The 22472-nt window shown below is 69.1% G+C and carries 24 protein-coding genes, 1 tRNA gene and 1 rRNA gene; 23 read left to right on the top strand and 3 right to left on the bottom strand.

The window, feature by feature from the left end:
- The first annotated feature begins 75 nt into the window (after nt 1–75).
- The 4 genes from rrf (at nt 76) to ABTV10_RS13170 (ending at nt 2339) form a co-directional block, all read left to right on the top strand.
- A 5S ribosomal RNA gene (rrf, locus tag ABTV10_RS13185) occupies nt 76–192 on the top strand.
- An 82-nt stretch (nt 193–274) separates the two neighbouring features.
- Nucleotides 275–715 carry a hypothetical protein gene (locus tag ABTV10_RS13180; protein WP_499027540.1) on the top strand — a complete coding sequence of 147 codons (441 nt, stop codon included), beginning with the start codon at nt 275–277 and terminating at the stop codon, nt 713–715.
- A 2-nt stretch (nt 716–717) separates the two neighbouring features.
- Nucleotides 718–1317, top strand: a complete 600-nt coding sequence (locus ABTV10_RS13175; protein ID WP_499027538.1) for a hypothetical protein — start codon at nt 718–720, stop codon at nt 1315–1317.
- Complete coding sequence (locus tag ABTV10_RS13170; RefSeq protein WP_499027536.1) at nt 1314–2339, top strand: HAD-IIA family hydrolase; 1026 nt, start codon at nt 1314–1316, stop codon at nt 2337–2339. Before ABTV10_RS13175 ends, ABTV10_RS13170 begins: the two co-directional genes overlap by 4 nt.
- A gap of 81 nt (nt 2340–2420) precedes the next feature.
- Here ABTV10_RS13170 and ABTV10_RS13165 read toward each other — a convergent pair whose 3' ends face one another.
- A complete protein-coding gene (locus ABTV10_RS13165) occupies nt 2421–2588 on the bottom strand; it encodes a hypothetical protein (RefSeq protein ID WP_433604345.1) in 168 nt (55 codons plus the stop codon).
- Nucleotides 2589–2631: 43 nt separating this feature from the next.
- On the opposite strand from ABTV10_RS13165, the gene ABTV10_RS13160 reads away from it, so the two are divergent.
- From ABTV10_RS13160 to ABTV10_RS13075, 18 genes are all read left to right on the top strand, one after another.
- Nucleotides 2632–3525 (top strand): TlyA family RNA methyltransferase, encoded by an 894-nt coding sequence (locus ABTV10_RS13160; RefSeq protein ID WP_499027534.1) that lies wholly within the window; start codon nt 2632–2634, stop codon nt 3523–3525.
- Nucleotides 3522–4466 carry an NAD kinase gene (locus tag ABTV10_RS13155; protein ID WP_499027532.1) on the top strand — a complete coding sequence of 315 codons (945 nt, stop codon included), beginning with the start codon at nt 3522–3524 and terminating at the stop codon, nt 4464–4466. The genes ABTV10_RS13160 and ABTV10_RS13155 overlap by 4 nt, the downstream gene beginning before the upstream one ends.
- Nucleotides 4445–6247 carry a DNA repair protein RecN gene (recN, locus tag ABTV10_RS13150; protein ID WP_499027530.1) on the top strand — a complete coding sequence of 601 codons (1803 nt, stop codon included), beginning with the start codon at nt 4445–4447 and terminating at the stop codon, nt 6245–6247. Before ABTV10_RS13155 ends, recN begins: the two co-directional genes overlap by 22 nt.
- Nucleotides 6248–6349: 102 nt before the next feature.
- Nucleotides 6350–7534 (top strand): putative cytokinetic ring protein SteA, encoded by a 1185-nt coding sequence (gene steA, locus ABTV10_RS13145; RefSeq protein WP_433613462.1) that lies wholly within the window; start codon nt 6350–6352, stop codon nt 7532–7534.
- Nucleotides 7535–7539: 5 nt separating this feature from the next.
- A complete protein-coding gene (locus ABTV10_RS13140; protein ID WP_499027528.1) occupies nt 7540–8475 on the top strand; it encodes a copper transporter in 936 nt (311 codons plus the stop codon).
- Between the two features lie 161 nt (nt 8476–8636).
- Nucleotides 8637–10352, top strand: a complete 1716-nt coding sequence (pyrG, locus tag ABTV10_RS13135) for a CTP synthase (RefSeq protein ID WP_499035174.1) — start codon at nt 8637–8639, stop codon at nt 10350–10352.
- A 9-nt stretch (nt 10353–10361) separates the two neighbouring features.
- Nucleotides 10362–11012 carry an NUDIX domain-containing protein gene (locus ABTV10_RS13130; protein ID WP_499027527.1) on the top strand — a complete coding sequence of 217 codons (651 nt, stop codon included), beginning with the start codon at nt 10362–10364 and terminating at the stop codon, nt 11010–11012.
- Nucleotides 11009–11938: a site-specific tyrosine recombinase XerD gene (gene xerD, locus ABTV10_RS13125; RefSeq protein ID WP_499027525.1), complete on the top strand. Its 930-nt coding sequence runs from the start codon at nt 11009–11011 to the stop codon at nt 11936–11938. The genes ABTV10_RS13130 and xerD overlap by 4 nt, the downstream gene beginning before the upstream one ends.
- A gap of 99 nt (nt 11939–12037) precedes the next feature.
- Complete coding sequence (locus tag ABTV10_RS13120) at nt 12038–12967, top strand: ParA family protein (RefSeq protein WP_499027523.1); 930 nt, start codon at nt 12038–12040, stop codon at nt 12965–12967.
- The gene (locus ABTV10_RS13115; protein ID WP_499027521.1) at nt 12964–13803 is read left to right on the top strand and encodes a segregation and condensation protein A; all 840 of its coding nucleotides are present in this window, start codon (nt 12964–12966) and stop codon (nt 13801–13803) included. The genes ABTV10_RS13120 and ABTV10_RS13115 overlap by 4 nt, the downstream gene beginning before the upstream one ends.
- Nucleotides 13800–14495, top strand: a complete 696-nt coding sequence (scpB, locus tag ABTV10_RS13110; protein ID WP_499027519.1) for an SMC-Scp complex subunit ScpB — start codon at nt 13800–13802, stop codon at nt 14493–14495. Before ABTV10_RS13115 ends, scpB begins: the two co-directional genes overlap by 4 nt.
- A 13-nt stretch (nt 14496–14508) precedes the next feature.
- Entirely contained in the window at nt 14509–15471 is a 963-nt protein-coding gene (locus ABTV10_RS13105) for a pseudouridine synthase (RefSeq protein WP_433604325.1), read from the top strand.
- Between the two features lie 2 nt (nt 15472–15473).
- On the top strand, nt 15474–16166 hold the full coding sequence (gene cmk / locus ABTV10_RS13100; RefSeq protein ID WP_499035172.1) for a (d)CMP kinase: 693 nt from the start codon (nt 15474–15476) through the stop codon (nt 16164–16166).
- A complete protein-coding gene (gene der, locus ABTV10_RS13095) occupies nt 16163–17605 on the top strand; it encodes a ribosome biogenesis GTPase Der (RefSeq protein WP_499027517.1) in 1443 nt (480 codons plus the stop codon). Before cmk ends, der begins: the two co-directional genes overlap by 4 nt.
- A 185-nt stretch (nt 17606–17790) precedes the next feature.
- A tRNA-Pro gene (locus ABTV10_RS13090) sits at nt 17791–17864 on the top strand.
- Between the two features lie 365 nt (nt 17865–18229).
- The gene (locus ABTV10_RS13085) at nt 18230–18523 is read left to right on the top strand and encodes a hypothetical protein (RefSeq protein ID WP_499027515.1); all 294 of its coding nucleotides are present in this window, start codon (nt 18230–18232) and stop codon (nt 18521–18523) included.
- A gap of 330 nt (nt 18524–18853) precedes the next feature.
- Nucleotides 18854–19297, top strand: a complete 444-nt coding sequence (locus ABTV10_RS13080; RefSeq protein WP_499027513.1) for an Rv1352/Rv1906c domain-containing protein — start codon at nt 18854–18856, stop codon at nt 19295–19297.
- A 66-nt stretch (nt 19298–19363) separates the two neighbouring features.
- Nucleotides 19364–19753: a hypothetical protein gene (locus tag ABTV10_RS13075; RefSeq protein ID WP_499027512.1), complete on the top strand. Its 390-nt coding sequence runs from the start codon at nt 19364–19366 to the stop codon at nt 19751–19753.
- Here ABTV10_RS13075 and mqo read toward each other — a convergent pair.
- Nucleotides 19750–21210: a malate dehydrogenase (quinone) gene (gene mqo, locus ABTV10_RS13070; RefSeq protein ID WP_499027510.1), complete on the bottom strand. Its 1461-nt coding sequence runs from the start codon at nt 21208–21210 to the stop codon at nt 19750–19752. The two genes, ABTV10_RS13075 and mqo, sit on opposite strands and share 4 nt — an antisense overlap.
- 89 nt (nt 21211–21299) lie before the next feature.
- Between mqo and ABTV10_RS13065 the strand changes: the two genes are divergently transcribed.
- On the top strand, nt 21300–22220 hold the full coding sequence (locus ABTV10_RS13065) for a LysR family transcriptional regulator (RefSeq protein WP_499027508.1): 921 nt from the start codon (nt 21300–21302) through the stop codon (nt 22218–22220).
- Nucleotides 22221–22229: 9 nt separating this feature from the next.
- On the opposite strand, the gene ABTV10_RS13060 is transcribed toward ABTV10_RS13065, so the two are convergent.
- On the bottom strand, nt 22230–22463 hold the full coding sequence (locus tag ABTV10_RS13060) for a hypothetical protein (protein ID WP_499027506.1): 234 nt from the start codon (nt 22461–22463) through the stop codon (nt 22230–22232).
- Nucleotides 22464–22472 lie beyond the last annotated feature (9 nt).

The raw sequence follows: 22472 nt of genomic DNA, 5'->3' as shown, positions 1-22472 counted from the left end.
TACCATTCACCCCCAACACAATCCTCCGGGTTGTGGTTCGGGCGGGGGAATGATGGTGTGACAGTTTCATAGAGTTACGGCGGCCATAGCGGAGGGGAAACGCCCGGTCCCATTCCGAACCCGGAAGCTAAGCCCTCCAGCGCCGATGGTACTGCACTCGACAGGGTGTGGGAGAGTAGGACACCGCCGAACATCCGTTACCGAAAGGGGACCCGACACACTGGGTCCCCTTTCGTGTTTTGTATGAAAGGAATGGCTGTGTCGGAAAACAGTGGTGAACGTCGGAACTTCCGCGGAGACGGGACCCACCGTTCCGAAGGGCACCGTGGCGGCCGACCGGCGGACCGGCGCGGTTCGCGCGATGACCAGCGTCGCGATTCGAGCGGCGGCCAGGACCGTGGCGGCCGGCAGGGACAGGGTCGTGGAACCGGTCAGTGGCGCGATCGCGACGACCGACGCGGTGACGACCGTCGTGATGATCGCCGTGGTGACAACCGGCGCGGAGACGACCGCCGACAGTTCTCGGGCCGCGGTGACGATGGTCGCGGAACCGGCGGGGCGCCTCGTCGCCGCGGCGGTGAGGGAGGGTTCGGCCCGGCCCGCGGCCGTGAGGCCGTCGGTGCGCAGCGTCGCGACGCCCGGCCCGACGAGCCGGACATCCCGGACGAGGTCGAGGCCGGCGAGCTGGATCCCGCGGTTCGCCGCGACCTGCTGAGTTTGGACAAGAACAACGCGAACACCGTCGCCCGCCACCTGGTGATGGCCAGTCGACTGATCGAGGACGATCCTCGTCTGGCACTTGCGCACGCCCGGGCTGCCCGCCAGCGCGCCGGTCGCATCGCGGTGGTGCGGGAGACCGCCGGCATCACGGCATATCACGCCGGTGAATGGGCCGAAGCCCTGTCGGAGCTGCGTGCAGCGCGTCGTATGTCGGGCGGCCCGGGTTTCCTTGCGGTCATGGCGGACTGCGAGCGCGGCCTCGGCCGCCCCGAGCGGGCCATCGAGCTCGGACGCAGCGACGAGGCCCGTGCGCTGACCGGTGACGAGGCGAGCGAGCTGCGCATGGTCGTCGCCGGTGCCCGCATGGATCTCGGACAGTTCGACCAGGCCGTCGTGACGCTGCAGACGTCGGATCTCGACGCCAAGCGGACGGGTTCCGCAGCGGCTCGCCTGTTCTACGCATACGCCGACGCGCTGGTGGCGGCGGGCCGGGTCGAGGATGGACTCAAGTGGTTCCTCAATTCCGCCGCCGCCGACCTCGATGGTGAGACGGATGCGGAGGAGCGTGTGGCCGAGCTGACCGGAGAAGGTCAGTGACGGAGCCCGTCGTCACACCACTGCGGAACGGGTTCGACGTACTGCTCCTCGATCTGGACGGCACCGTCTACCAGGGGCCCGACGTGATCCCGGGGGCCCGGGAGGCGTTGGCTGCCGGTGATCAGCGTCAGCTGTACGTCACCAACAACGCGAGCCGCAGTCCGGCGGCGGTCGCGCAGCACCTTCGGGAACTCGGATTCGACGCCGCAGATCAGGACGTCGTCACGAGCTCTCAGTCGGCGGCGCGTCTGCTGTCGGAGAAGCTCGCGCCGGGTGCCGTCGTCCTGGTGGTCGGAACCGACGCCCTCGCGGCGGAGGTCGAGAACGTCGGACTGCGGCCGGTCCGCCGGTTCGCGGACGCCCCGGTCGCCGTCGTTCAGGGGCATTCACCGGCGACGGACTGGGCAATCCTCGCCGAGGCGACGTTGGCGATCCGATCCGGGGCGTTGTGGATCGCGGCGAACGTCGACTCGACTCTTCCGACGGAGCGGGGTCTGGTTCTGGGCAACGGGTCGATGGTCGCGGCGCTGCGGACCGCGACGGGGCGAGAGCCGATCGTCGCGGGCAAGCCGGCCGCGCCTTTGATGGAGGATGCCCTCTCCCGGGCCGGGGAAGCCCGGCCGTTGGTCGTCGGTGATCGGCTCGATACCGATATCGCCGGTGCGAACGCGGTCGGCGCGGAGTCACTTCTCGTTCTGACAGGTGTCAGCACGACGGCGGATCTTCTGCGGGCCGATGCTATGCACCGTCCGACGTACGTCGCCGAGTCGCTCGACGCACTCAATCGTCCGGCCGCTGCGTCGGCAGTCGCATGTCACCCGGGATGGCGCGTCGAACTCGCCTCCGGTGACCTCGTGATCCACGCGGACGGTGCGGAGTCCGTTGGCGCTTCTCATGTGGATCGGGCCAAGGCGTTCCTGTCGGTGCTCGATGCTGCGTGGCGTCATCCCGAGTTCGTCCGCGTGCGGGCGGCCGACGACGATGCGCGGGCGGCGGTCTGCTTCCTGCTCGGCGAGATGTGACCGAGCAGGCAGCTGTCCCACTGGGTTGTCGTCGGTGGTCTGTCGTCGGGCTGATGGGCTAGGTTTGCACCGATGAGCACGTCAGTACCACTTCCAGGCCAGCACCTCCCGGGATCCGGTGGCGGTGTCGATCCGGCGGATGTTCACCACCGCGTCGACGCCCTGTTGGAACGGTTGAACGATGCTGGTGGCGACATCGAGGATCCTCGAGCGCTCGGACAGCAGGCACAGATTCTCGAACGGGCTCACGATGTACTCGTTGAGTCCCTGGCAGCAGTGGACAAGGTCTGAGGTGGCACGTCGAGCAAGAGTCGATGCGGAACTGGTCCGGCGGGGTCTCGCCCGTTCGCGTGAGCAGGCGGTGGAGCTGATCTCGGCCGGCCGAGTTCTGATCGCGGGAACCGTCGCGACCAAGCCTGCAACCGCCATCGAGGCGGGAACCCCGCTCCTGGTCACCGACATCGACGAGGAGATCTCGTGGGCGTCGCGGGGGGCGCACAAACTTCTCGGCGCCCTCGACGCGTTCGTGCCGGAGGGCTTGACGGTCGAGGGCCGGCGATGCCTGGACGCCGGCGCCTCGACGGGCGGCTTCACGGACGTCCTGCTGCACCACGGTGCCCGCGAGGTGGTTGCGGTGGACGTCGGGTACGGCCAGTTGGTGTGGCGGCTGCAATCGGACGATCGCGTGCACGTGGTCGACCGCACCAACGTCCGGTCGATCGACGCCGAGACCATCGGCGGTCGGGTCGACCTCGTCGTGGCGGATCTGTCGTTCATCTCCCTCAAGCTGGTGCTTCCGGCGATGGTGGCGTGTGTCAACGACGGTGCCGACCTGGTGCCGATGGTCAAGCCGCAGTTCGAGGTCGGCAAGGACCGCGTGGGCTCGGGCGGCGTGGTGCGCGACCCGGAATTACGTGCGAGCGCCGTCATCGAGGTCGCCGAGGCGGCCGCGGCACTGGGCCTGCGCACGGTCGGCGCCGTCGCGAGTCCGCTGCCGGGGCCGTCGGGCAACGTCGAGTACTTCCTCTGGTTACGCAAGGACGGCAAGGACGGCAAGGACGGCAAGGACGGCAAGGACGGCAAGGACGGCAAGGACGGCAAGGACACAGACACGGTGTCCGACACGGACGAGAGCCCGTCGGTCGAGGAACTGATTCGTCGCGCCGTCGCGGAGGGGCCGCAGTGACCGACGTGACGGCGTCGCGGCGTGTTCCGGACCGCCGGATCCTCCTCGTCGCGCATTCTGGCCGCGCCGAGATCACCGAGACCGCCCGCCGTGTCGCCGAGATCTGTGCCCGCGCGGGGATCGCGTTGCGCCTGCTCGAGAACGAGGTCGACGTCGACCGCATCGAGTCCTTCGCGGACGGACCCGACAAGCCGGTGATCAGCGTCGTCCCGGAAGGGCCCGGAGCGGCGTCCGACTGCGAGATGGTGATCGTGCTCGGCGGGGACGGGAGCTTCCTGCGCGCGGCCGAGCTCGCCCAGTCCGCTGATGTCCCGGTGCTCGGAATCAACCTCGGCCGGATCGGATTCCTCGCCGAGGCCGAGGCCGAGCACCTCGAGACGGCGATGGACCAGGTGGTCCGGCGCGAGTACCGGATCGAACACCGGATGACCCTCGATGTGTTGGTCCGGGTCGAGGACCGGATCGTGCAGCGCGGATGGGCGCTCAACGAGGCCAGCATCGAGAACCGTTCACGCCTCGGAGTCCTCGAGGTCGTGCTCGAGGTCGACGGGCGGCCGGTGTCCGCGTTCGGGTGCGACGGCGTGCTCATCGCGACGCCGACCGGGTCCACCGCGTACGCTTTCTCTGCCGGCGGACCAGTCGTGTGGCCGGAACTCGAAGCGCTGCTGGTGATTCCGAGCAACGCGCACGCGCTATTCGCGCGTCCGCTGGTCACGAGCCCGGAATCGATCATCGCGGTCGAGACGGTCGCCGACAGTCACGACGGTCTGGTCTTCTGCGACGGTCGGCGCACGCTGGAGCTTCCGGCGGGCGGACGCGTCGAAGTCGTGCGGGGCAAGGATCCGATCCGCTGGGTGCGGCTCGATTCGGCGCCGTTCGCGGACCGGATGGTGCGCAAGTTCGAACTTCCGGTGACGGGGTGGCGAGGGAGGAAGCGGTAGCGGTGCTGGCGGAGATTCGGATCGACAACCTCGGGGCCATCTCGTCGGCCTGCGCGCAGTTCCACGCCGGTCTCACGGTTCTCACCGGCGAGACGGGCGCCGGCAAGACGATGGTCGTGACCAGCCTGCACCTGTTGAGCGGCGCCCGCGCCGACGCCGGCCGGGTCCGGGTCGGTGCCGCACGGGCCGTCGTCGAGGGCCGGTTCAACGTCGACGAGTCCGCGCCGCAGATCGACCGTGAGGTGACGAGGCTGCTCGAATCCTGCGGCGCCGAGCGCGACGACGACGGCAGCATCATCGCGGTCCGCACCGTCGGCGGGGACGGCCGGTCGCGGGCCCACCTGGGCGGACGGAGCGTTCCGGCGGGCGTACTGTCGGAGTTCACCGATCCGCTGCTCACCGTGCACGGCCAGAATGATCAGCTGCGGCTGCTCCGGCCGGACCAGCAGCGCGGCGCCCTGGATCGTTTCGCGGACAAGACCATCGGGCCGCTGCTCGCGCGGTACCGCAAGCATCGCGCCGAGTGGGTCGAGGCGCGCGCAGAACTGATCGAACGAACCAGTCGCGCACGCGAACTCGTCCAGGAAGCTGATCAGCTGACGTTCGCGCTCGAGGAGATCGACCGGATCGCTCCGACGCCGGGCGAGGACGTCGACATCGTCACCGAGGTCCGGCGTCTGGGCGATCTCGATTCGCTCCGGACGGCCGCGGAGGGTGCCCAGGCGGCGCTCGCAGGACTCGACGACGGCGGAGTGGACGGCGCCACCGGGGCCCTCGACCTGCTCGGCGAGGCGCGGGCCCGGATCGAGTCGTCCGACGACCCCGCCCTGGCCGGGCTCGGTCCGCGGCTGGGGGAGGCGATGGCGGTCGTTGCCGACGTCTCGGGCGAACTGTCCGGGTACCTGTCCGGCCTGCCCAGCGATCCGGGCGCGCTCGACACCCTGCTGACGCGTCAGGCCGAGCTCAAGACCCTGACCCGCAAGTACGCAGCCGACATCGACGGCGTACTGGAGTGGGCCGAGTCGGCGCGGGAGCGTCTCGCGCGTATCGACACTTCCTCCGATGCCTTGGCCGCGCTCTCGGCCCGCGCGGAGGCGTCGGCGAAGCTGACCGCGGAGGCCGCGGTGAAGCTGTCGGCGGCGCGGTCGAAGGCCGCTACGAAGCTCGCGAAGGCAGTCAGCGACGAACTGGCGGGGCTGGCGATGGGCCGGGCGGCGCTGGACGTCTCGGTTCGGCTGCGCGAGGCCGGTCCCAACGATGCGGCGCCGCTCGACGTGGACGGTCGGGTGCTGCACGCCGGCGCCTCCGGCGTCGACGAGGTGGAGTTCCGCCTTGCCGCGCACAGTGGCGCGCAGGCCCTACCGATCAGCAAGAGCGCGTCGGGTGGCGAGTTGTCCCGCGTCATGCTCGCACTCGAGGTGGTGCTTGCCGGATCCGACCGGGGCGCAACGATGGTGTTCGACGAAGTGGACGCCGGTGTCGGCGGGCGCGCCGCCGTCGAGATCGGTCGTCGGCTCGCGCGGTTGGCGCGCACGCATCAGGTCATCGTCGTCACTCACCTGCCGCAAGTCGCTGCGTTCGCGGACACGCACCTGGTGGTCGACAAGACCGACGACGTGCGCAGCGGCGTCGACAGCGGCGTACGGACGCTGACCGAGGACGAGCGGGTGGTCGAGTTGGCCCGGATGCTCGCGGGCCTCGACGACACCGAGACCGGACGCGCACACGCCGAGGAACTGCTCTCGATCGCGGGACAGGAACGCAGCGCCGCGTCCGCATGACTCGCAAAACCGACTTTTTGGTTGGTGAAGCTGTGGCAGGTGTGGTAGTTGGTACGGCGCGCCTCCCTGCACATCGGTTTCCGGCGGGTGATCATCGAGGTCATGAAGATGCCGGCGCTGCTCTCCCGTAAGACCGAAACCCTCCCCGGTATCAGTGGCATCGCTCGGGTCGACCGCGACACCGGCAAGCTGCTGCGCCGCGTCGGGCACGGTGACGTCGTCGTGCTCGACGAAATCGACCTGGATCGGGTCACCGCGGACGCTCTGGTGGCCGCCGGCGTCCTGGCCGTGGTCAACGCGTCCCCGTCGATCACCGGGCGCTACCCCAACCTGGGACCCGAGGTCCTGGTCGCGAACGGCATCGTGCTGATCGACTCGGCCGGCGCCGAGGTCTTCAAGTCGATCAAGGACGGGTCGAAGATCCGTCTGCACGAAGGTGTCGTCTACGCGGGTGAGCGCACGCTCGCCGAGGGACAGGAACAGACCGAGGCCGAGATCTCCGATCGGATGATCGAGGCCAAGACCGGCCTCGTCGACCACCTGGAGGCCTTCTCCGGCAACACGATCGAGTTCATCCGGTCGGAGAGTCCGCTGCTCATCGATGGGGTCGGCGTCCCGGACATCGACGTCGACCTCGAGGACCGGCACGTCGTGGTCGTGGCGGACGGCCCCGATCATCAGGCCGACCTGAAGGCGCTCAAGCCGTTCATCAAGGAGTACTCGCCGATCCTCGTCGGGGTCGGCGCGGGCGCGGACACGCTCACGAAGGCGGGCTACCGTCCCGACCTCATCGTCGGCGACCCGGACGAGATCACCAGTGAGACGCTCAAGTGCGGTGCCGAGGTGGTGCTGCCTGCCGACCCGGACGGTCACGCGCAGGGCCTGTCCCGCATCCAGGATCTGGGCATCGGAGCCATGACGTTCCCGGCGTCGGCGTCGCCGTCGGACCTGGCGCTGCTGCTGGCCGACCACCACGGCGCGTCGCTGATCGTCACCGTCGGCAGCACGGTCTCGCTCGACGAGTTCTTCGACCGCGGCCGGCGGGACGCCAACCCGGCGGCGTTCATGACCCGTCTGAAGGTGGGGCCGAAGCTCGTGGACGCCAAGGCCGTCGCGACGCTGTACCGCAGCCGGGTGTCCGGTGCGGCGATCGCGTTGCTGGTGCTCGCGGCATTGACCGCAGTGATCGTCGCGCTGGCCGTCTCCAACGTCGGCGGCGAGGCAGTGGACTGGGCAATCGATACGTGGAACAGCTTCGCGCTGTGGGTTCAGGGGCTCTTCAAGTGATTTCGATGCGTCAACACGCCATCTCCATAGCGGCGATCTTCCTGGCCCTCGCGATCGGCGTGGTCCTGGGCTCCGGCCTGCTCTCGAACGGCATGCTGTCGGGACTGCGGGACGACAAGGCCGAACTGCAGAACGAGATCGAGAACCTGAACGAGCAGAACAATCAGCTCGGCGAGCAGCTCACCGCCGCCGACGGATTCGATTCGGCCGTCTCGGACCGGATCCTCCGCGACACCCTCGCGCAGCGATCGGTGATCGTGGTGACCACCCCGGATGCCGATCCCGGTGACATCGAAGGCGTGCAGCGGTCGGTGTCGCAGGCCGGCGGTTCGGTGACCGGCCGGGTCGCGCTCACCGAGTCGTTCGTCGACTCCGTGAACGGGGACCAGTTGCGGACGACCGTGACGAACATCATTCCCGCCGGCATCCAGCTGCGGACCGGTGCCGTCGACCAGGGCAGCCTGGCGGGCGACCTGTTGGGCTCGGTGCTGCTTCTCAACCCGCAGACGGCGCAGCCGCAGACGACGCCGGAGGAGCGGACGCTGGCGTTGGAGACGCTGCGCGGCGGCGGCTTCATCGAGTACGACGGCAACGTCCAGCCTGCTCAGCTGGCGGTCGTCCTCACCGGCAGCGGCGACCCGGAGAACACCAGCGGCAACCGTGGCGCAGTGATCGCCCGCTTCGCCGGCGCCCTCGACGGCCGCGGCGCAGGCACCGTGCTGGCCGGACCGCCGGCCGCCGCCGAGGGCAACGGCCCGATCGCGGTCGCGCGCGCGGACGCCGCGGTGACGGCAGTGCTGTCGACGGTCGACGACGTGGACCGGGAGGCGGGTCGGATCACCACCGTTCTCGCACTTCAGGAGCAGCTGGGAGGCGGTTCCGGGCGTTACGGGACGGGCCCCGGCGCCACCGCGGTCACGGTCGGCGCGCCGAAGCCGTAGCACGGATGTGACGCCTGTCGCTCGGAAACCGGGAGCGTCGTGCACGGTTCCCGGGCGACAGGTGTTACCGTGAAGTCCCGTGGGTCGGCAGGCCCCAGCATGCTTCATCTCAGACCAAGTCCTGCACAGTCGTCACGGGAGCCCCTTTGCCACAGTCACGCATTCATTCGCGTAGCGCCACCAAGCACATCTTCGTGAGCGGGGGTGTCGCCTCCTCCCTCGGTAAGGGATTGACCGCTTCCAGCCTCGGCGAGTTGCTCACCGCGCGCGGACTGCGCGTGACGATGCAGAAGCTCGACCCCTACCTCAACGTCGACCCCGGAACGATGAACCCGTTCCAGCACGGCGAGGTCTTCGTCACCGAGGACGGCGCCGAGACCGACCTGGACGTCGGACACTACGAGCGTTTCCTCGACCGTGACCTCAACGCCTTCGCCAACGTGACCACCGGGCAGGTCTACTCGGCGGTCATCGCGAAGGAGCGCCGCGGCGAGTACCTGGGCGACACCGTCCAGGTGATCCCGCACATCACCGACGAGATCAAGAGCCGCATCATCGCGATGGCCGGCGCCGACGCGCAGGGTCAGGTCCCCGACGTCGTGATCACCGAGATCGGCGGCACGGTCGGCGACATCGAGTCGCAGCCGTTCCTCGAGGCGGCCCGTCAGGTGCGCCACGACGTCGGTCGGGAGAACGTCTTCTTCCTGCACGTCTCGCTGGTGCCGTACCTCGGCCCGTCCGGTGAGCTCAAGACCAAGCCGACGCAGCACTCGGTGGCCGCGCTGCGCAACATCGGTATCCAGCCGGACGCGCTGATCCTGCGCTGCGACCGCGACGTGCCGCAGGCGCTCAAGGCGAAGATCGCGCTGATGTGCGACGTCGACGTCGACGCCTGCATCTCGACGCCTGACGCGCCGTCCATCTACGACATCCCGAAGGTGCTGCACAGCGAGGGCCTCGACGCCTACGTCGTGCGCCAGTTGGGCCTGCCGTTCCGCGACGTCGACTGGACCGTGTGGGGCGACCTGCTCGAGCGCGTTCACAACCCGCGCGAGACCGTCAAGGTCGCGCTGGTCGGCAAGTACGTCGACCTGCCCGACGCGTACCTGTCGGTGACCGAGGCGCTGCGGGCCGGCGGCTTCGCGCACCACTCGAAGGTGGACATCTCGTGGGTGCCGTCCGACGAGTGCGAGACCGAGGAGGGTGCGCAGGCGGCGCTCGGTGACGTGGACGCGGTCCTGATTCCCGGCGGCTTCGGCATCCGCGGCATCGAGGGCAAGCTCGGCGCCATCAGCTACGCCCGCACCAACAAGCTCCCGCTGCTGGGCCTGTGCCTGGGTCTGCAGGCCGTCGTGATCGAGGCGGCCCGCTCGGTGGGCCTGAAGGACGCGAACTCCGAGGAGTTCGATCAGGACACCAAGCACCCCGTCATCTCGACGATGGCCGATCAGGAGCAGATCGTCGCCGGCGAGGCGGATCTGGGCGGCACGATGCGTCTGGGCGCCTACCCTGCGGTGCTCGCCAAGGGCTCCGTGGTCGCGAAGGCGTACGGCAGCGAGAACGTCTCCGAGCGCCACCGCCACCGCTACGAGGTCAACAACGCCTACCGCGACCGCATCGCCAAGAGCGGTCTGCAGTTCTCCGGCACCTCGCCGGACGGACACCTCGTCGAGTTCGTCGAGCTGCCCGCCGACAAGCATCCGTTCTTCGTTGCGACGCAGGCACATCCGGAGCTCAAGAGCCGCCCGACCCGTCCGCACCCGCTGTTCTCGGCGTTCATCGGCGCGGCGTTGGACTACAAGGCCGCCGGACGGCTGCCGGTCGACGTCACGCCGGAGGCGACCGTCGAGTCGACCACCGCGGACAGCGTCGGATAGCGGTCGCCGATGAGCCTGCCGGGGGAGCACGAGTTCCACACCGTCGCCTCGCGCGACGTGTACAGCGGCGCGATCGTCGCGTTGCGGGTGGACCGGGTCGCGATGCCCGGAGGGCGCGAAGCTGATCGGGAGGTCGTCGAGCATCACGGCGCGGTTGCCGTCGCGGTGCTCGACGACGCCGATCGGCTGGTTCTCATCCGGCAGTACCGGCATCCGCTCGGCCGTCGCCTGTGGGAGCTGCCGGCCGGGCTGCTCGACGAACCGGGCGAGGATCCACTCGACGCCGCCCGGCGCGAACTCGTGGAGGAGACCGGCCTGGCGGCGGACCACTGGTCCGTCCTCGTCGACGTCGCGCTGTCCCCGGGATTCACGGACGAATCCGTGCGGGTGTTCCTCGCGACCGGCCTGCGTGACATCGGCCGGCCCGACGCCCACGACGAGGAGGCGGACCTCGAGATCGCCCGCGTCCCGCTCGACGACGCGGTGACGATGGCGCTGCGCGGGGAGATCGTCAACGCCACGGCCGTGTCTGGCATCCTCGCGCTCGCCGCGGCCCGCACGCGGGGCGACGGCCTGCGGGAGCCGGACGCCGACTGGGTCGATCGGCCCGACACGTTCGCGCGTCGCAAGCATGGTCGGACCGACAGCGAATCCGCATGACGGTGCTGGGCGGCCAGATCGACACGTATCTGGACCACCTGGCCGTCGAGCGCGGCGCCGCGCGCAACACCCTCAGCTCGTATCGGCGTGACCTGAACCGGTACGCGCGGTTCCTTGCCGACCGGGGTATCGACGATCTTCGCGCGGTTGGGGAGTCCGACGTCAGCGAGTTCGTGGTCGCGCTGCGGCGCGGCGATCCGGAAACGGGGACCGTTGCGCTGGCGCCCAGTTCGTCGGCTCGGTCGCTGATCGCGGTGCGTGGACTGCACCGGTTCGCCGCCGCGGAGGGCGTGACGACGGCGGACGTGGCGCGGTCGGTGAAGCCCCCGACGCCGGGCCGACGTCTGCCGAAGTCTCTACCGCTCGACGACGTGCTCTCGATCCTCGATGCCGCCGGCGGCGACGGGGCCTCCGACAATCCGCGCACGCTGCGCGACCGGGCGTTGCTCGAGCTGCTGTACTCGACGGGTGCGCGCATCTCGGAGGCCGTCGGGCTCGACGTCGACGATCTCGACACCCAGTCGCGGTCGGTGCTGCTGCGCGGCAAGGGTGGCAAGGAGCGCATCGTGCCGGTCGGTCGCCCCGCGATCGTGGCAATCGACAACTATTTGGTCCGCGGCCGGCCCGGTCTGGTCGCGCGCGGCACGCCAGCATTGTTCCTCAACGCCCGCGGTGGCCGACTGTCGCGGCAGAGCGCGTGGCAGGTCCTGCACGACGCCGCGGAGAAAGCCGGGATCACCGTCGCGGTCTCGCCGCACACGCTGCGGCACTCGTTCGCGACGCACCTGCTCGACGGCGGCGCGGACGTGCGCGTAGTCCAGGAATTGCTCGGGCATTCGTCAGTGACGACGACGCAGATCTACACGATGGTGACTGTGAGCGCGCTGCGCGAGGTGTGGGCGCAGGCGCACCCACGTGCCCGCTGACCCGGTGCGTGTTGGCCGTCGTTTGAGGTCACGAAGCGGTAGCGTTACGAAATCAGCTGGAAGACAGGACGGGAACGACAGGACAGGGGACATCGGACCGTGGTGACACCGCAGCCGCAGCACGCGGAGCCCGCGCACCCGTTTTCCGGGGATGCGCTGTCGTATGCAAGAGACATCGAATGCAGGGACGTGGTGCCGCTCGGGCCCACCGGCCGGCCGTTGCGTGAGGTGCCGGAACCCGGGCCCGTTGTCGATCACGGACCCGCCCGGATCATCGCGATGTGCAATCAGAAGGGCGGTGTGGGAAAGACCACATCGACGATCAACCTGGGCGCCTCGCTCGCCGAGCACGGGCGCCGGGTGCTGCTGGTGGACCTCGATCCGCAAGGGGCGTTGTCCGCGGGACTCGGTGTGGCGCACCACGATCTGGAGTTGACCGTCCACAACCTGCTGGTCGAACGCACCCCGATCGACGACGTGCTGATGCGGACCCGCATCGACGGCCTCGACCTGCTGCCCAGCAACATCGACCTGTCGGCGGCGGAGATCCAGCTCGTCACCGAGGTGGGCCGCGAGCAGACGCTCGGCCGCGTGCTGCACCCGGTGCTCGACCGCTACGACTATGTGCTGATCGACTGCCAGCCGTCGCTGGGCCTGCTCACCGTCAATGCGCTCGCGTGCGCGGACAGCGTGATCATCCCGATGGAATGCGAGTTCTTTTCGCTGCGCGGGCTCGCGCTGCTCAACGACACCGTCGACAAGGTGCGCGACCGCCTCAATCCGCGCCTGTCGCTCGAGGGCATCGTCGTGACGATGTTCGACGCCCGCACCCTGCATGCCCGCGAGGTGATGTCGCGCGTCGTCGAGGTGTTCGGCGATCTCGTCTACGACACCGTCATCAACCGCACCGTCCGGTTCCCCGAGACCAGCGTCGCGGGGGAGCCGATCACCACGTGGGCGCCCAAGTCCGGTGGCGCGGAGGCCTACCGGGCCCTCGCCCGCGAGGTCATCCACCGCTGCGCCCGGTGAGCACGGACGTCGCGTCGGGGGTCGAGAAAGCGCATACGGAGACAGAGGGCGGGGACAGTCCGGGCTTCCGGGTACGCCTGCGCAATTTCGAGGGTCCGTTCGACCTGCTGCTGACGCTCATCAGCCAACACCAGTTGGACGTCACCGAGGTTGCGTTGCACGAGGTGACCGACGAATTCATCTCCTACACCCGCCGCCTCGGCAGCGAACTGGGCCTGGATCAGACCACCGAGTTCCTGGTGGTTGCGGCGACGCTGCTGGACCTGAAAGCGGCGCGGCTGCTGCCGGCCGGTGAGGTTGACGACGACGAGGACCTCGCCCTGCTCGAGGCGCGCGACCTGCTGTTCGCACGACTTCTGCAGTACCGGGCCTACAAGCAGGTGGCGCAACTGTTCGGCGAGCTGGAGGCAGCCGCACGGCGGCGGTATCCGCGGTCGGTGTCGGTCGAGGACCGCTATGTGGATCTGCTCCCCGAGGTGCTGCTCGGCGTCGATCCGCGCCAGTTCGCCGAGATCGCCGCGACCGCGTTCCGCCCGCGACCGGTTCCGAAGGTCGGCCTCGACCACCTGCACGTGCCGACGGTGTCGGTGCCCGAGCAGGCGGCCCGCGTCCTGGAACTGCTGCGCGAACGCGGTCCCGGCGTGTGGACCCCGTTCGGGGAGCTGATCGCCGAGTGTGAGATGCCCGTGCAGATCGTGGCGCGTTTCCTGGCGCTGCTCGAGCTGTATCGGGAGCGCTCGGTGCTGTTCGAGCAACCCGAGCCACTGGGAGATCTGTTGGTGTGTTGGACCGGTGAGAGCGCGGCCGCGCCCGCGAGCGAGGAGGACTACGGATGACGTCGGTCGACACCGAGGACGTGAGCCCGTTCGAGGACGAGTTCGCGGCGATGACCGACGAACGCCTGGCGGCCGCGCTCGAGTCGATGCTGCTGGTTGTCGACACCCCGGCCTCTCCGGCGATGCTCGCGTCGGCCCTCGGCGAGTCCGAGGCGCGGGTCGAGACGACGCTGCGCACGATGTCCCACGACCTCACCGCCCGCGGCAGCGGCATCGACCTGCGGTTCGCGGGCGACGGGTGGCGGTTCTACACCCGCACCGAGTACGCGCCGTACGTCGAGCGCCTGCTGCAGGGCGGTGCCCGTTCGAAGCTGACCCGCGCGGCGCTCGAGACGCTCGCGGTGATCGCCTACCGGCAACCGCTCACCCGGACCCGGATCAGCGCCGTGCGCGGTGTCAACGTCGACGGCGTCATCCGCACCCTGTTGGCCCGCGGACTCGTCACCGAGGCCGGTCCCGACCCGGAGACCAACGCCACCACATATGCCACGACCGAACTGTTCCTCGAGCGCCTCGGGCTGGCCTCGCTGACGGATCTGCCGCCGCTCGCGCCGCTGCTGCCGGACGTAGATGTGATCGATGACATCAGTGAGAGTCTCGAAGCCGATCCGCGATTTGCGAGAATGGGGAGGACTCCATCGTCACTGAGGTCGGCAACTACGCCGGACCCCGAGATCGACATCGAAAACTGACAGGGATCGAAAAGTGAACAAGCCCGCTCGCCGTGATGGCACACCGGACCGCAAGACCAGGCAGCCCGCCAAGGGTGCCGCCCGCTCGACCGCTGCGAACAAGCAGCTCAACAAGCGGGGCAAGCCGAAGTCGGCCAAGCCCCAGCGCGCCCAGACCCAGGCGCAGACTCCGAAGATCAGCAACGCGAAGCCCGCCAAGCACCAGTACTCCGAGGTCGACCGTGATCTCGCGCCCATGAAGGGCGACGGAGTGCGGTTGCAGAAGGTGCTCGCCCAGGCCGGAGTCGCTTCCCGCCGCGCCGCCGAGGAACTCATCGACCAGGGCCGCGTCGAGGTCGACGGCCGCATCGTCGTCGAGCAGGGCCTGCGCGTCGATCCCGAGAACGCGGTCGTCCGCGTCGACGGCATCCGCGTCGTCGTCAAGAAGGACCTGGTCCACATTGCGCTGAACAAGCCGCGGGGCTGGCAGTCCACGATGTCCGACGACCTCGGACGCCCGTGCATCGGCGACATCGTCTCCGAACGCGTGTCCGCCGGTCAGCGGCTCTTCCACGTCGGCCGTCTCGACGCCGACACCGAGGGTCTGATCCTGCTGACCAACGACGGCGACCTCGCGCACCGGCTGATGCACCCCTCGTACGAGGTGCCGAAGACGTACCTGGCCACCGTGCAGGGTGTCGTCGACCGCAGCGTCGGCAAGACCCTCAAGGCCGGCGTCGAGCTCGACGACGGGCCGGCGAAGGTCGACGCGTTCCAGCTCCTCGACATCAACGGCGGCAAGTCGCTGGTGAAGATCGTCCTGCACGAGGGACGCAAGCACATCGTGCGTCGTCTCCTCGACGCCGTCGGGCACCCGGTGGTGCGCCTGGTCCGCACCGACATCGGCGCGGTCGCGCTCGGCGACGGGCGCCCGGGCACGTTGCGTGTGCTGGGCCGCGGCGAGGTCGGCAGCCTGTACGGGGCGGTCGGCCTGTGAGCATGACGAACGGCGGACCACTGGTCGTCGCGATCGACGGACCGTCGGGCACCGGTAAGTCCAGCGTGTCCCGCCGGGTCGCGACAGCCCTGGGCGCGCGCTACCTCGACACCGGCGCGATGTACCGGATCGCGACACTGCACGTGTTGCGCTGCGGCGTCGACGTCACGGATCCTCAGGCCATCACCGAGGCCACCGCGTCGCTGCCGCTGAGCATCGGTACCGACCCCGAGCAGGACGGCGTGCAGCTCGACGGTGAGGATGTCACCGACGAGATCCGCGGCGCCGCCGTGACACAGGCTGTGTCGGCGGTGTCAGCGGTTCCCGCGGTGCGCACCTTCCTGGTCGACCTGCAGCGGCGGATCGCCCTGCAGGCCGAGCGGATCGTCGTCGAGGGACGCGACATCGGCACCGTTGTGCTGCCGGACGCCGACGTGAAGATCTTCCTGACGGCCTCCGCGGAGGCCCGGGCCATGCGGCGCAACTCCCAGAACATCGCCGAGGGGCGGGGAGACGACTTCGCCGCCGTCCTCGCCGACGTGCAGCGCCGCGACCACCTCGATTCCACCCGCGCGGTATCTCCGTTGCGTCCGGCGGAGGATTCGGTGACGGTGGACACGAGTGAACTGGGTATCGAAGACGTGATCGGCAGGTTGCTGCTGGTGGTAGGCGACAGAACTGGAGCAGTGCAGTGACCGACGAATTTGTCAGCGACATCTCCGACGGCGGGTTCGCCGGCGACGGCATCTGGAGCGAGGAATCCGACTGGGACCTCGCCGACTTCCTCGAAGGCGACGAGGCCGAGGAGCACGTGGCGGTTCCGACGGTCGCGATCGTGGGACGGCCCAACGTCGGCAAGTCCACGCTGGTCAACCGGATCATCGGCCGCCGCGAAGCGGTCGTCGAGGACTTCCCGGGCGTAACCCGTGACCGCGTGTCCTACGACGCGACGTGGGCTGGGCGCCGGTTCATGGTGCAGGACACCGGCGGCTGGGAGCCCGACGCCAAGGGGCTGCAGCAGTCGGTGGCCCGACAGGCCGAGCACGCCATGAACACCGCCGACGCGATCCTGCTCGTGGTCGATGCCGTCGTCGGTGCCACCGCGACGGACGAGGCGGCTGTCAGGGTGCTGCGCCGCTCCAAGACGCCCGTTCTCCTCGTCGCCAACAAGGTCGACGACGCGCGCACCGAGGCCGAGGCCGCGGCGCTGTGGTCGCTCGGTCTGGGCGAACCGCACATGATCAGTGCCACCCACGGTCGCGGCACCGGCGACCTGCTCGACGAGGTGCTGGCGGTGCTTCCCGAGACCCCGCGCGAGGGCTCGGGTGTCGGCGGGCCACGTCGTGTGGCCCTGGTCGGCAAGCCGAACGTCGGCAAGTCGAGCCTGCTCAACAAGCTGTCCGGCGACGAGCGCTCGGTGGTCCACGACGTCGCCGGCACCACCGTCGACCCTGTCGACTCGCTCGTCGAGCTCGGCGGCAAGGTGTGGAAGTTCATCGACACCGCCGGCCTGCGCAAGAAGGTCAGCCATGCGAGCGGTCACGAGTTCTACGCGTCGCTGCGCACCAAGTCGGCGATCGAGGCCGCCGAGGTCGCGATCCTGCTGATCGACGCGTCGAAGCCGATGACCGAGCAGGACCTGCGCGTGCTGTCCATGGTGGCCGATGCCGGCCGCGCCCTGGTGCTCGCGTTCAACAAGTGGGACCTCGTCGACGAGGACCGCCGGTACATGCTCGAGAAGGAGATCGACCGCGAGCTGGTCCGCGTCCCGTGGGCGCAGCGGGTGAACATCTCTGCGCACACCGGCCGCGCCGTCCAGAAGCTCGTGCCCGCGATCGAGACGGCGCTCGAGTCGTGGGACAAGCGCATTCCCACCGGGCGCCTGAACACGTGGCTCAAGGAGGTCGTGGCGGCCACGCCGCCGCCGATGCGTGGTGGGCGCCTGCCCCGCATCATGTTCGCGACCCAGGCAGGCACCCGCCCGCCGACGTTCGTGCTGTTCACGACGGGCTTCCTCGAGGCCGGCTACCGCCGCTTCCTGGAGCGTCGCCTGCGTGAGGAGTTCGGTTTCGACGGCAGCCCCGTGCGCATCTCGGTGCGTGTGCGGGAGAAGCGGGACCGGCGCAACCGTTGACGTAGTGCGCTGTCGCACGGGTTTCGTCCCGACCACACCGGACATCGACGCGGGTTCGGAACGGGACGGTCGAAAACCCCGTGCGACAGCGCCTCAGCGGGGCCGTCCAGGGGTGTTGACCAGGCGATTCGCTTTCCCTGGCGACACTGTTGTAATCTTCTGAGGCGCCCGAACGAGGGCGTGGACGGGCTGTGGCGCAGCTTGGTAGCGCACTTGACTGGGGGTCAAGTGGTCGCAGGTTCAAATCCTGTCAGCCCGACCGAGGAAAACCCTGGTGAGAGTACTTCTCACCAGGGTTTTCTGCATCTTCGGACGCTCTGCGACGCTCTCGCATAACCGCGGGTGATCTCGAACGCCAGAGACCAGAGGCCGCGCGGATCACGCATCCGGCTCCCACGAACAGCGCCGGCCTGCACGGGGAGTACCCGCCGCCGCGTCAATCCGATTGGTGCACCCGGCGCGCGCACCGGAGCGCGCGTGCCGACCTGGTCGACACTGGTGCAGCGATTCTCGGCGTAGGTAGATGTCGTTCAGTTGACTGGTAGTGCCGCAATCGCCTGGAAGTGAGGCAAGAATCCGGCGCGGAGGCAATGGGGTTCGAATCTCATCGGTACCCTCGCGGGCATGGGGGAACTGTTAGTGCTGATCGCCATGGTCGGCCCGTTGGTGCTGTTCGGGTGGGCGGCTATTCGGGCGAAGCGCCGCGGGCTTGCGGGGTCGTTCGTCGGGCCGTTTCAGGAGATGTTTGATCCCGGTGCGGCGCGAGCACAGATCGTCATCGAGCAGATTGCAGAACTGCCGGACCCTGCGGATTCTGGCGACCCGGACAACGACGACGATGTGCCGTGCACGGTGGTGCATGAGGATGTTCGGCTCAACATCAACCCTGGTAGCGCTCGGCGGCGCGGCCAGCAATAAGCCGGGTAGCGTCGAGATCTACGGTTCGCCGATGCACGTGGGTTGAAGGCGGGAGCCTCGCCGGTCACTATTCACCGAACGGGGAGCCCAAGGGCTTCGACGACTTCTCATCAACACACATAGGTGGACCTTGGTCCGAGTTCACCGCAGTGTGGCGAACCTGATTGCCTCATCGCGGAAACGCCGCATCGTCGATAGCCAGCTCGCAACGGTGCATGTGTTTCGCCGGCTCCGTGGTCGGGTTCGGGCTACGATCCCCCGGGCGCGCAGCCCGAGCGCGAGAGACGACTTGGGGGAGGATCCGAGATGCTTGGTCGATCAGTGAAGCCCGTGCGGAAGCCAACGAAGTTGGTGATCGGTGTGGTCGCCGCTGCCGCCACCGCTGCGACCGCGGTGGGCGGGGCTGGGGTGGCATCAGCCGCTGATACCGGATCTTCGGACGTGAAAGCGAGCCGGATCTTGGTGGACGGCGTCTACCGCGTCGGTGTCGACGTTCAGCCGGGGACCTACACGACGGCCGGCGCCTGGCCTGGCGGCCTGCTGCCCTGCACATGGGCCCGCCTCGAGGCGCTGCCTCTCGGCGGCGTCGCCACGATCGAGCAGGGGAATTCCTTCGGGCCGGTCACTGTCACCATCGATCCGGACGACGACGGGTTCATGACCACTGGCTGCCGGGGGTGGAGTCAAGCTGGTGGACCCGGCTCGGTCGATGCCGGATCGTCGGGTGGTTCACTCGACTTGGGCTCACTCGACGGGGGCTCGCTCGGCTCCTGACCGCTCTCGGTTCGAGTGACGGCAGGCAAATGCTGTCGGTGGCGGGGTGGATGTGCAGGAGGCGCCGTGGTCAGCAGTTCGAGCTTCGTCTTCGCTTCGGGGTCGTCGGCGGTGTCGCTGCTGCGTGCAGGGAAGCACCTGGAGGACGCGGGTCTGCACGTGGTCGACCGCGGCGACCTTCTCGAGGTCTCCGACGGGCAGAACGGCCCGAGATTCGCCGTCGAACTCCACCGACCTGCAGACTTCCGGGCGCGTGCCGACTGCCCGGCGATTCCCCACGAGGCGGCGGCGTGTCTTCGGATCGGGATCGCCGACATCGACGACGCGCTGGACGAGATCAACACGCTGATCGAGGTGCAGGCCGCGCTCCAGTCGCTCGCACCCGATGCATGGCTCTTCAACGAGTGGAACCGGACGCTCGTGGACCCGTCCGGAACCGCGGTGGACTGGAGCTAGGTTCGGGTGCTGTCGTCGTCCGACGTCACAGCCGAACCGAGGCCCGGCATCCACCGGTGCAGCGTGGGCTGCCACCGCGCGTGCTGCTCCGGAAAGCACTCCGCGAGCAGCTCCGCCATGAGGGGCGGGGCGATGGAGGCGCCGGGGGAGGCGCCGAGCAGCCCCGCGATCGTGCCGTCGGCGCCGGTGACCACCTCGGTGCCGAAGGTCAGGACACCCACCTTCTTCCGGTCGGGCTTGATCAGTTGCGCCCGCTGTCCCGCCTGGATCAGCTCCCAGTCGGCCGGATCCGCGGTCGGGTAGAACCGGGTGAGCTCGCGGAACTTCCGGGTCCGGGAGGCCGCCAGCTGGCCGATCAGGTACCGCACCAGTCCCAGATTCTGGAGCCCCACGGCCACCAGCGGTGCGACGTTGTGGAAACGGATGGTGGTGAACAGGTCCCGCAGGCGTCCGTGTTTGAGGAGCTTCGTGCTGAACGTCGCGTAGGGGCCGAACATCAACGACGGTTGCCCGTCGATGACCCGTCGATCGAGATGCGGCACCGACATCGGCGGCGCGCCGACAGCCGCCTGGCCGTACACCTTCGCGTCGTGACGCGCGACCACTTCGGGGTCGTCGGTGCGGAAGAACTGGGCGCCGAGCGGGAAGACCCCGTACCCGCGGACCTCGGGGAGCCTGGCCTTTTGCAACAGCTTCAAGGCATAGCCGCCGGCGCCGACGAACACGAACTTCGACCGCAGACGGAAGCGACGCCCAGAGGTGCGGTCTCGGCCACCGACAGTCCAGATCCCGTCCGTGGACCGAGAAAGCGAGGTCACCTCGTGGTGCGTCCGCACCCGGGCGCCACGAGTAACCATCGCGTCGACCAGCGAGTGGGTCAGCGCGCCGAAGTCGACGTCGGTGCCGGCCGTGTGGCGCGTCGCGGCCATCGGCTGGGCGGGATCGCGGCCGTCCATGAGCAGCGGCGCCCACGCTCGGATCGTCTCGGGATCCTCGCTGTACTCCATGCCCGAGAAGTGGGGAAGCCGCTGCAGCGTCGCGAATCGCTCACGCAGATATGCGATGTCGTGCGCACCGAAGACGACGTCCATGTGCGGCGTCGGATTGGTGACCGATCGTGGATCGGCGATGTCCCCGCTCGCGACGAGCGAGGCCCAGAACTGCCGCGACAGTCCGTACTGGCGGCCGATGTCGGCGGCGCGGGCGGGCTCGCTCGGGTCGGGCATGTAGTTGAGCTCGCACAACCCGGCATGCCCGGTCCCGGCGTTGCTCCACGCGTTGGAGCTCTCCTGAGCCGGCTCACCGAGGCGTTCGAGCATCACGATCGACCAGTCCGGCTGCAGCGCGGACAACAGTGCGCCGAGCGTCGCGGACATGATGCCGCCGCCGACGAGGACGACGTCCAGAACGTCTGCTGCGACTTCGGGATCGGAATCGGTACGGGTCTGCGCTGTCATGTCGTGCCCTCCCTCGGTGTGTAGGGCTCATCGTGGACCGCCGTCGAACGATCCGTCCAATGCGGAATTGGGCCCTTTATGATCCGAATATGGATGAATTCCGCATGTCTGCGGCGGAGGGTGTCGCGCCGCTGCTGGCCGCGTTCGACGCCGTGGCGGCGGAGGGGCACGTCACTCGTGCGGCGGAGTTGCTCGGGGTTCCGCAGTCGTCGATCAGCAGGCGGATCAGGTCCCTGGAGAGAACGCTGGGGGTCGAGCTGTTCCACCAGGTCGGCCGGGGCATCGCGCTCACCGCGCAGGGGCGCGATCTGTTCGAGCGGACACACCGCCTGGTGGGTGCCCTCGACGACGCGATCGGAGTGGTCCGGGACAATGCGGATCCTGAGGCAGGGCTGGTGCGCTTCGGCTTTCCCCTCACGCTCGGGCCGGTGAGCGTGCCCTCGGTGCTCGCGGAGTTCCACGCGGCGGCGCCGCGGATCCGGCTGCACCTCGTCCAGGCACACGGTGATGCGCTGGCCGGGATGGTGCGCGACGGCCGACTCGACCTGGCCGTGATGATCCCGCCGCCGGAGGACCTGCCGGTCACCGTCCTCGGCGGCCAGACGATCCGTCTACACGTCGCCGACACCCATCGACTCGCGAACCGGGCGCAGGTCGGCCTGGCAGAACTCGCGGACGAGGCGTTCATCGCGAACCCCCCGTCGTACCACCTGCGTCACCTCGTCGACTCGTGGTGCGCCGAGGCGGGATTCACGCCCCGGGTGTCGTTCGAGATCACCGAGTTCGAGACGATCCGGGCGCTCGTCGGTCACGGACTGGGTGTCGCGTTGCTGCCGGCCGCGGAAGCGCCCCACGAGGGCGTCGTGGCCGTTCGGCTCGAGGGTGCGCGCGAGCGGAGCATCGGCCTCGCGGCGGGACATCACCGTCCGACGCCCGCGGTGTCACGCCTGCGCGATCACCTCGTCGCGCGCGCGTCCGCGTTCGCCGCCGGCCGGGCGGTCGGTGCGTGAGGCGTCGCGTCAGCGTTCGTCGACGGCACGTCGCACCCACGCGATCGCGTCGGTCCAGCTACGAAACGCTTCGACGACAAGGTGATTCGCGGTCTCGGCGGCCGGGCACGGCCACACGCCCCACAGGCCCGACCGTTCGCCGGTGCGGATCTTGCGCACCGCCCACCGCCCGGGTGGGCCCACGCGGAGATCGGGCAGGCCGAGGAGTCGGCGCATGCGCTCGTAGGGGATCGGCTCGCTCAACGCGGACAC

Source organism: Paraburkholderia sp. RHO2, assembly GCF_050955445.1.
Classification (GTDB): domain Bacteria; phylum Actinomycetota; class Actinomycetes; order Mycobacteriales; family Mycobacteriaceae; genus Prescottella; species Prescottella agglutinans_A.
Note: the sequence above shows the minus strand (reverse complement) of the source record. Positions and strands in the feature narration are given on the sequence as shown.

Excerpts from the sequence above, each read along its gene's own strand:
- ABTV10_RS13130 (WP_499027527.1), top strand. The coding sequence starts at position 10,362 with ATGAGCCTGCCGGGGGAGCACGAGTTCCACACCGTCGCCTCGCGCGAC.
- ABTV10_RS13140 (WP_499027528.1), top strand. The coding sequence starts at position 7,540 with ATGCGTCAACACGCCATCTCCATAGCGGCGATCTTCCTGGCCCTCGCG.
- scpB (WP_499027519.1), top strand. The coding sequence starts at position 13,800 with ATGACGTCGGTCGACACCGAGGACGTGAGCCCGTTCGAGGACGAGTTC.
- steA (WP_433613462.1), top strand. The coding sequence starts at position 6,350 with ATGAAGATGCCGGCGCTGCTCTCCCGTAAGACCGAAACCCTCCCCGGT.
- cmk (WP_499035172.1), top strand. The coding sequence starts at position 15,474 with ATGACGAACGGCGGACCACTGGTCGTCGCGATCGACGGACCGTCGGGC.
- mqo (WP_499027510.1), bottom strand. The coding sequence starts at position 21,210 with ATGACAGCGCAGACCCGTACCGATTCCGATCCCGAAGTCGCAGCAGAC.
- xerD (WP_499027525.1), top strand. The coding sequence starts at position 11,009 with ATGACGGTGCTGGGCGGCCAGATCGACACGTATCTGGACCACCTGGCC.
- ABTV10_RS13085 (WP_499027515.1), top strand. The coding sequence starts at position 18,230 with ATGGGGGAACTGTTAGTGCTGATCGCCATGGTCGGCCCGTTGGTGCTG.
- ABTV10_RS13065 (WP_499027508.1), top strand. The coding sequence starts at position 21,300 with ATGGATGAATTCCGCATGTCTGCGGCGGAGGGTGTCGCGCCGCTGCTG.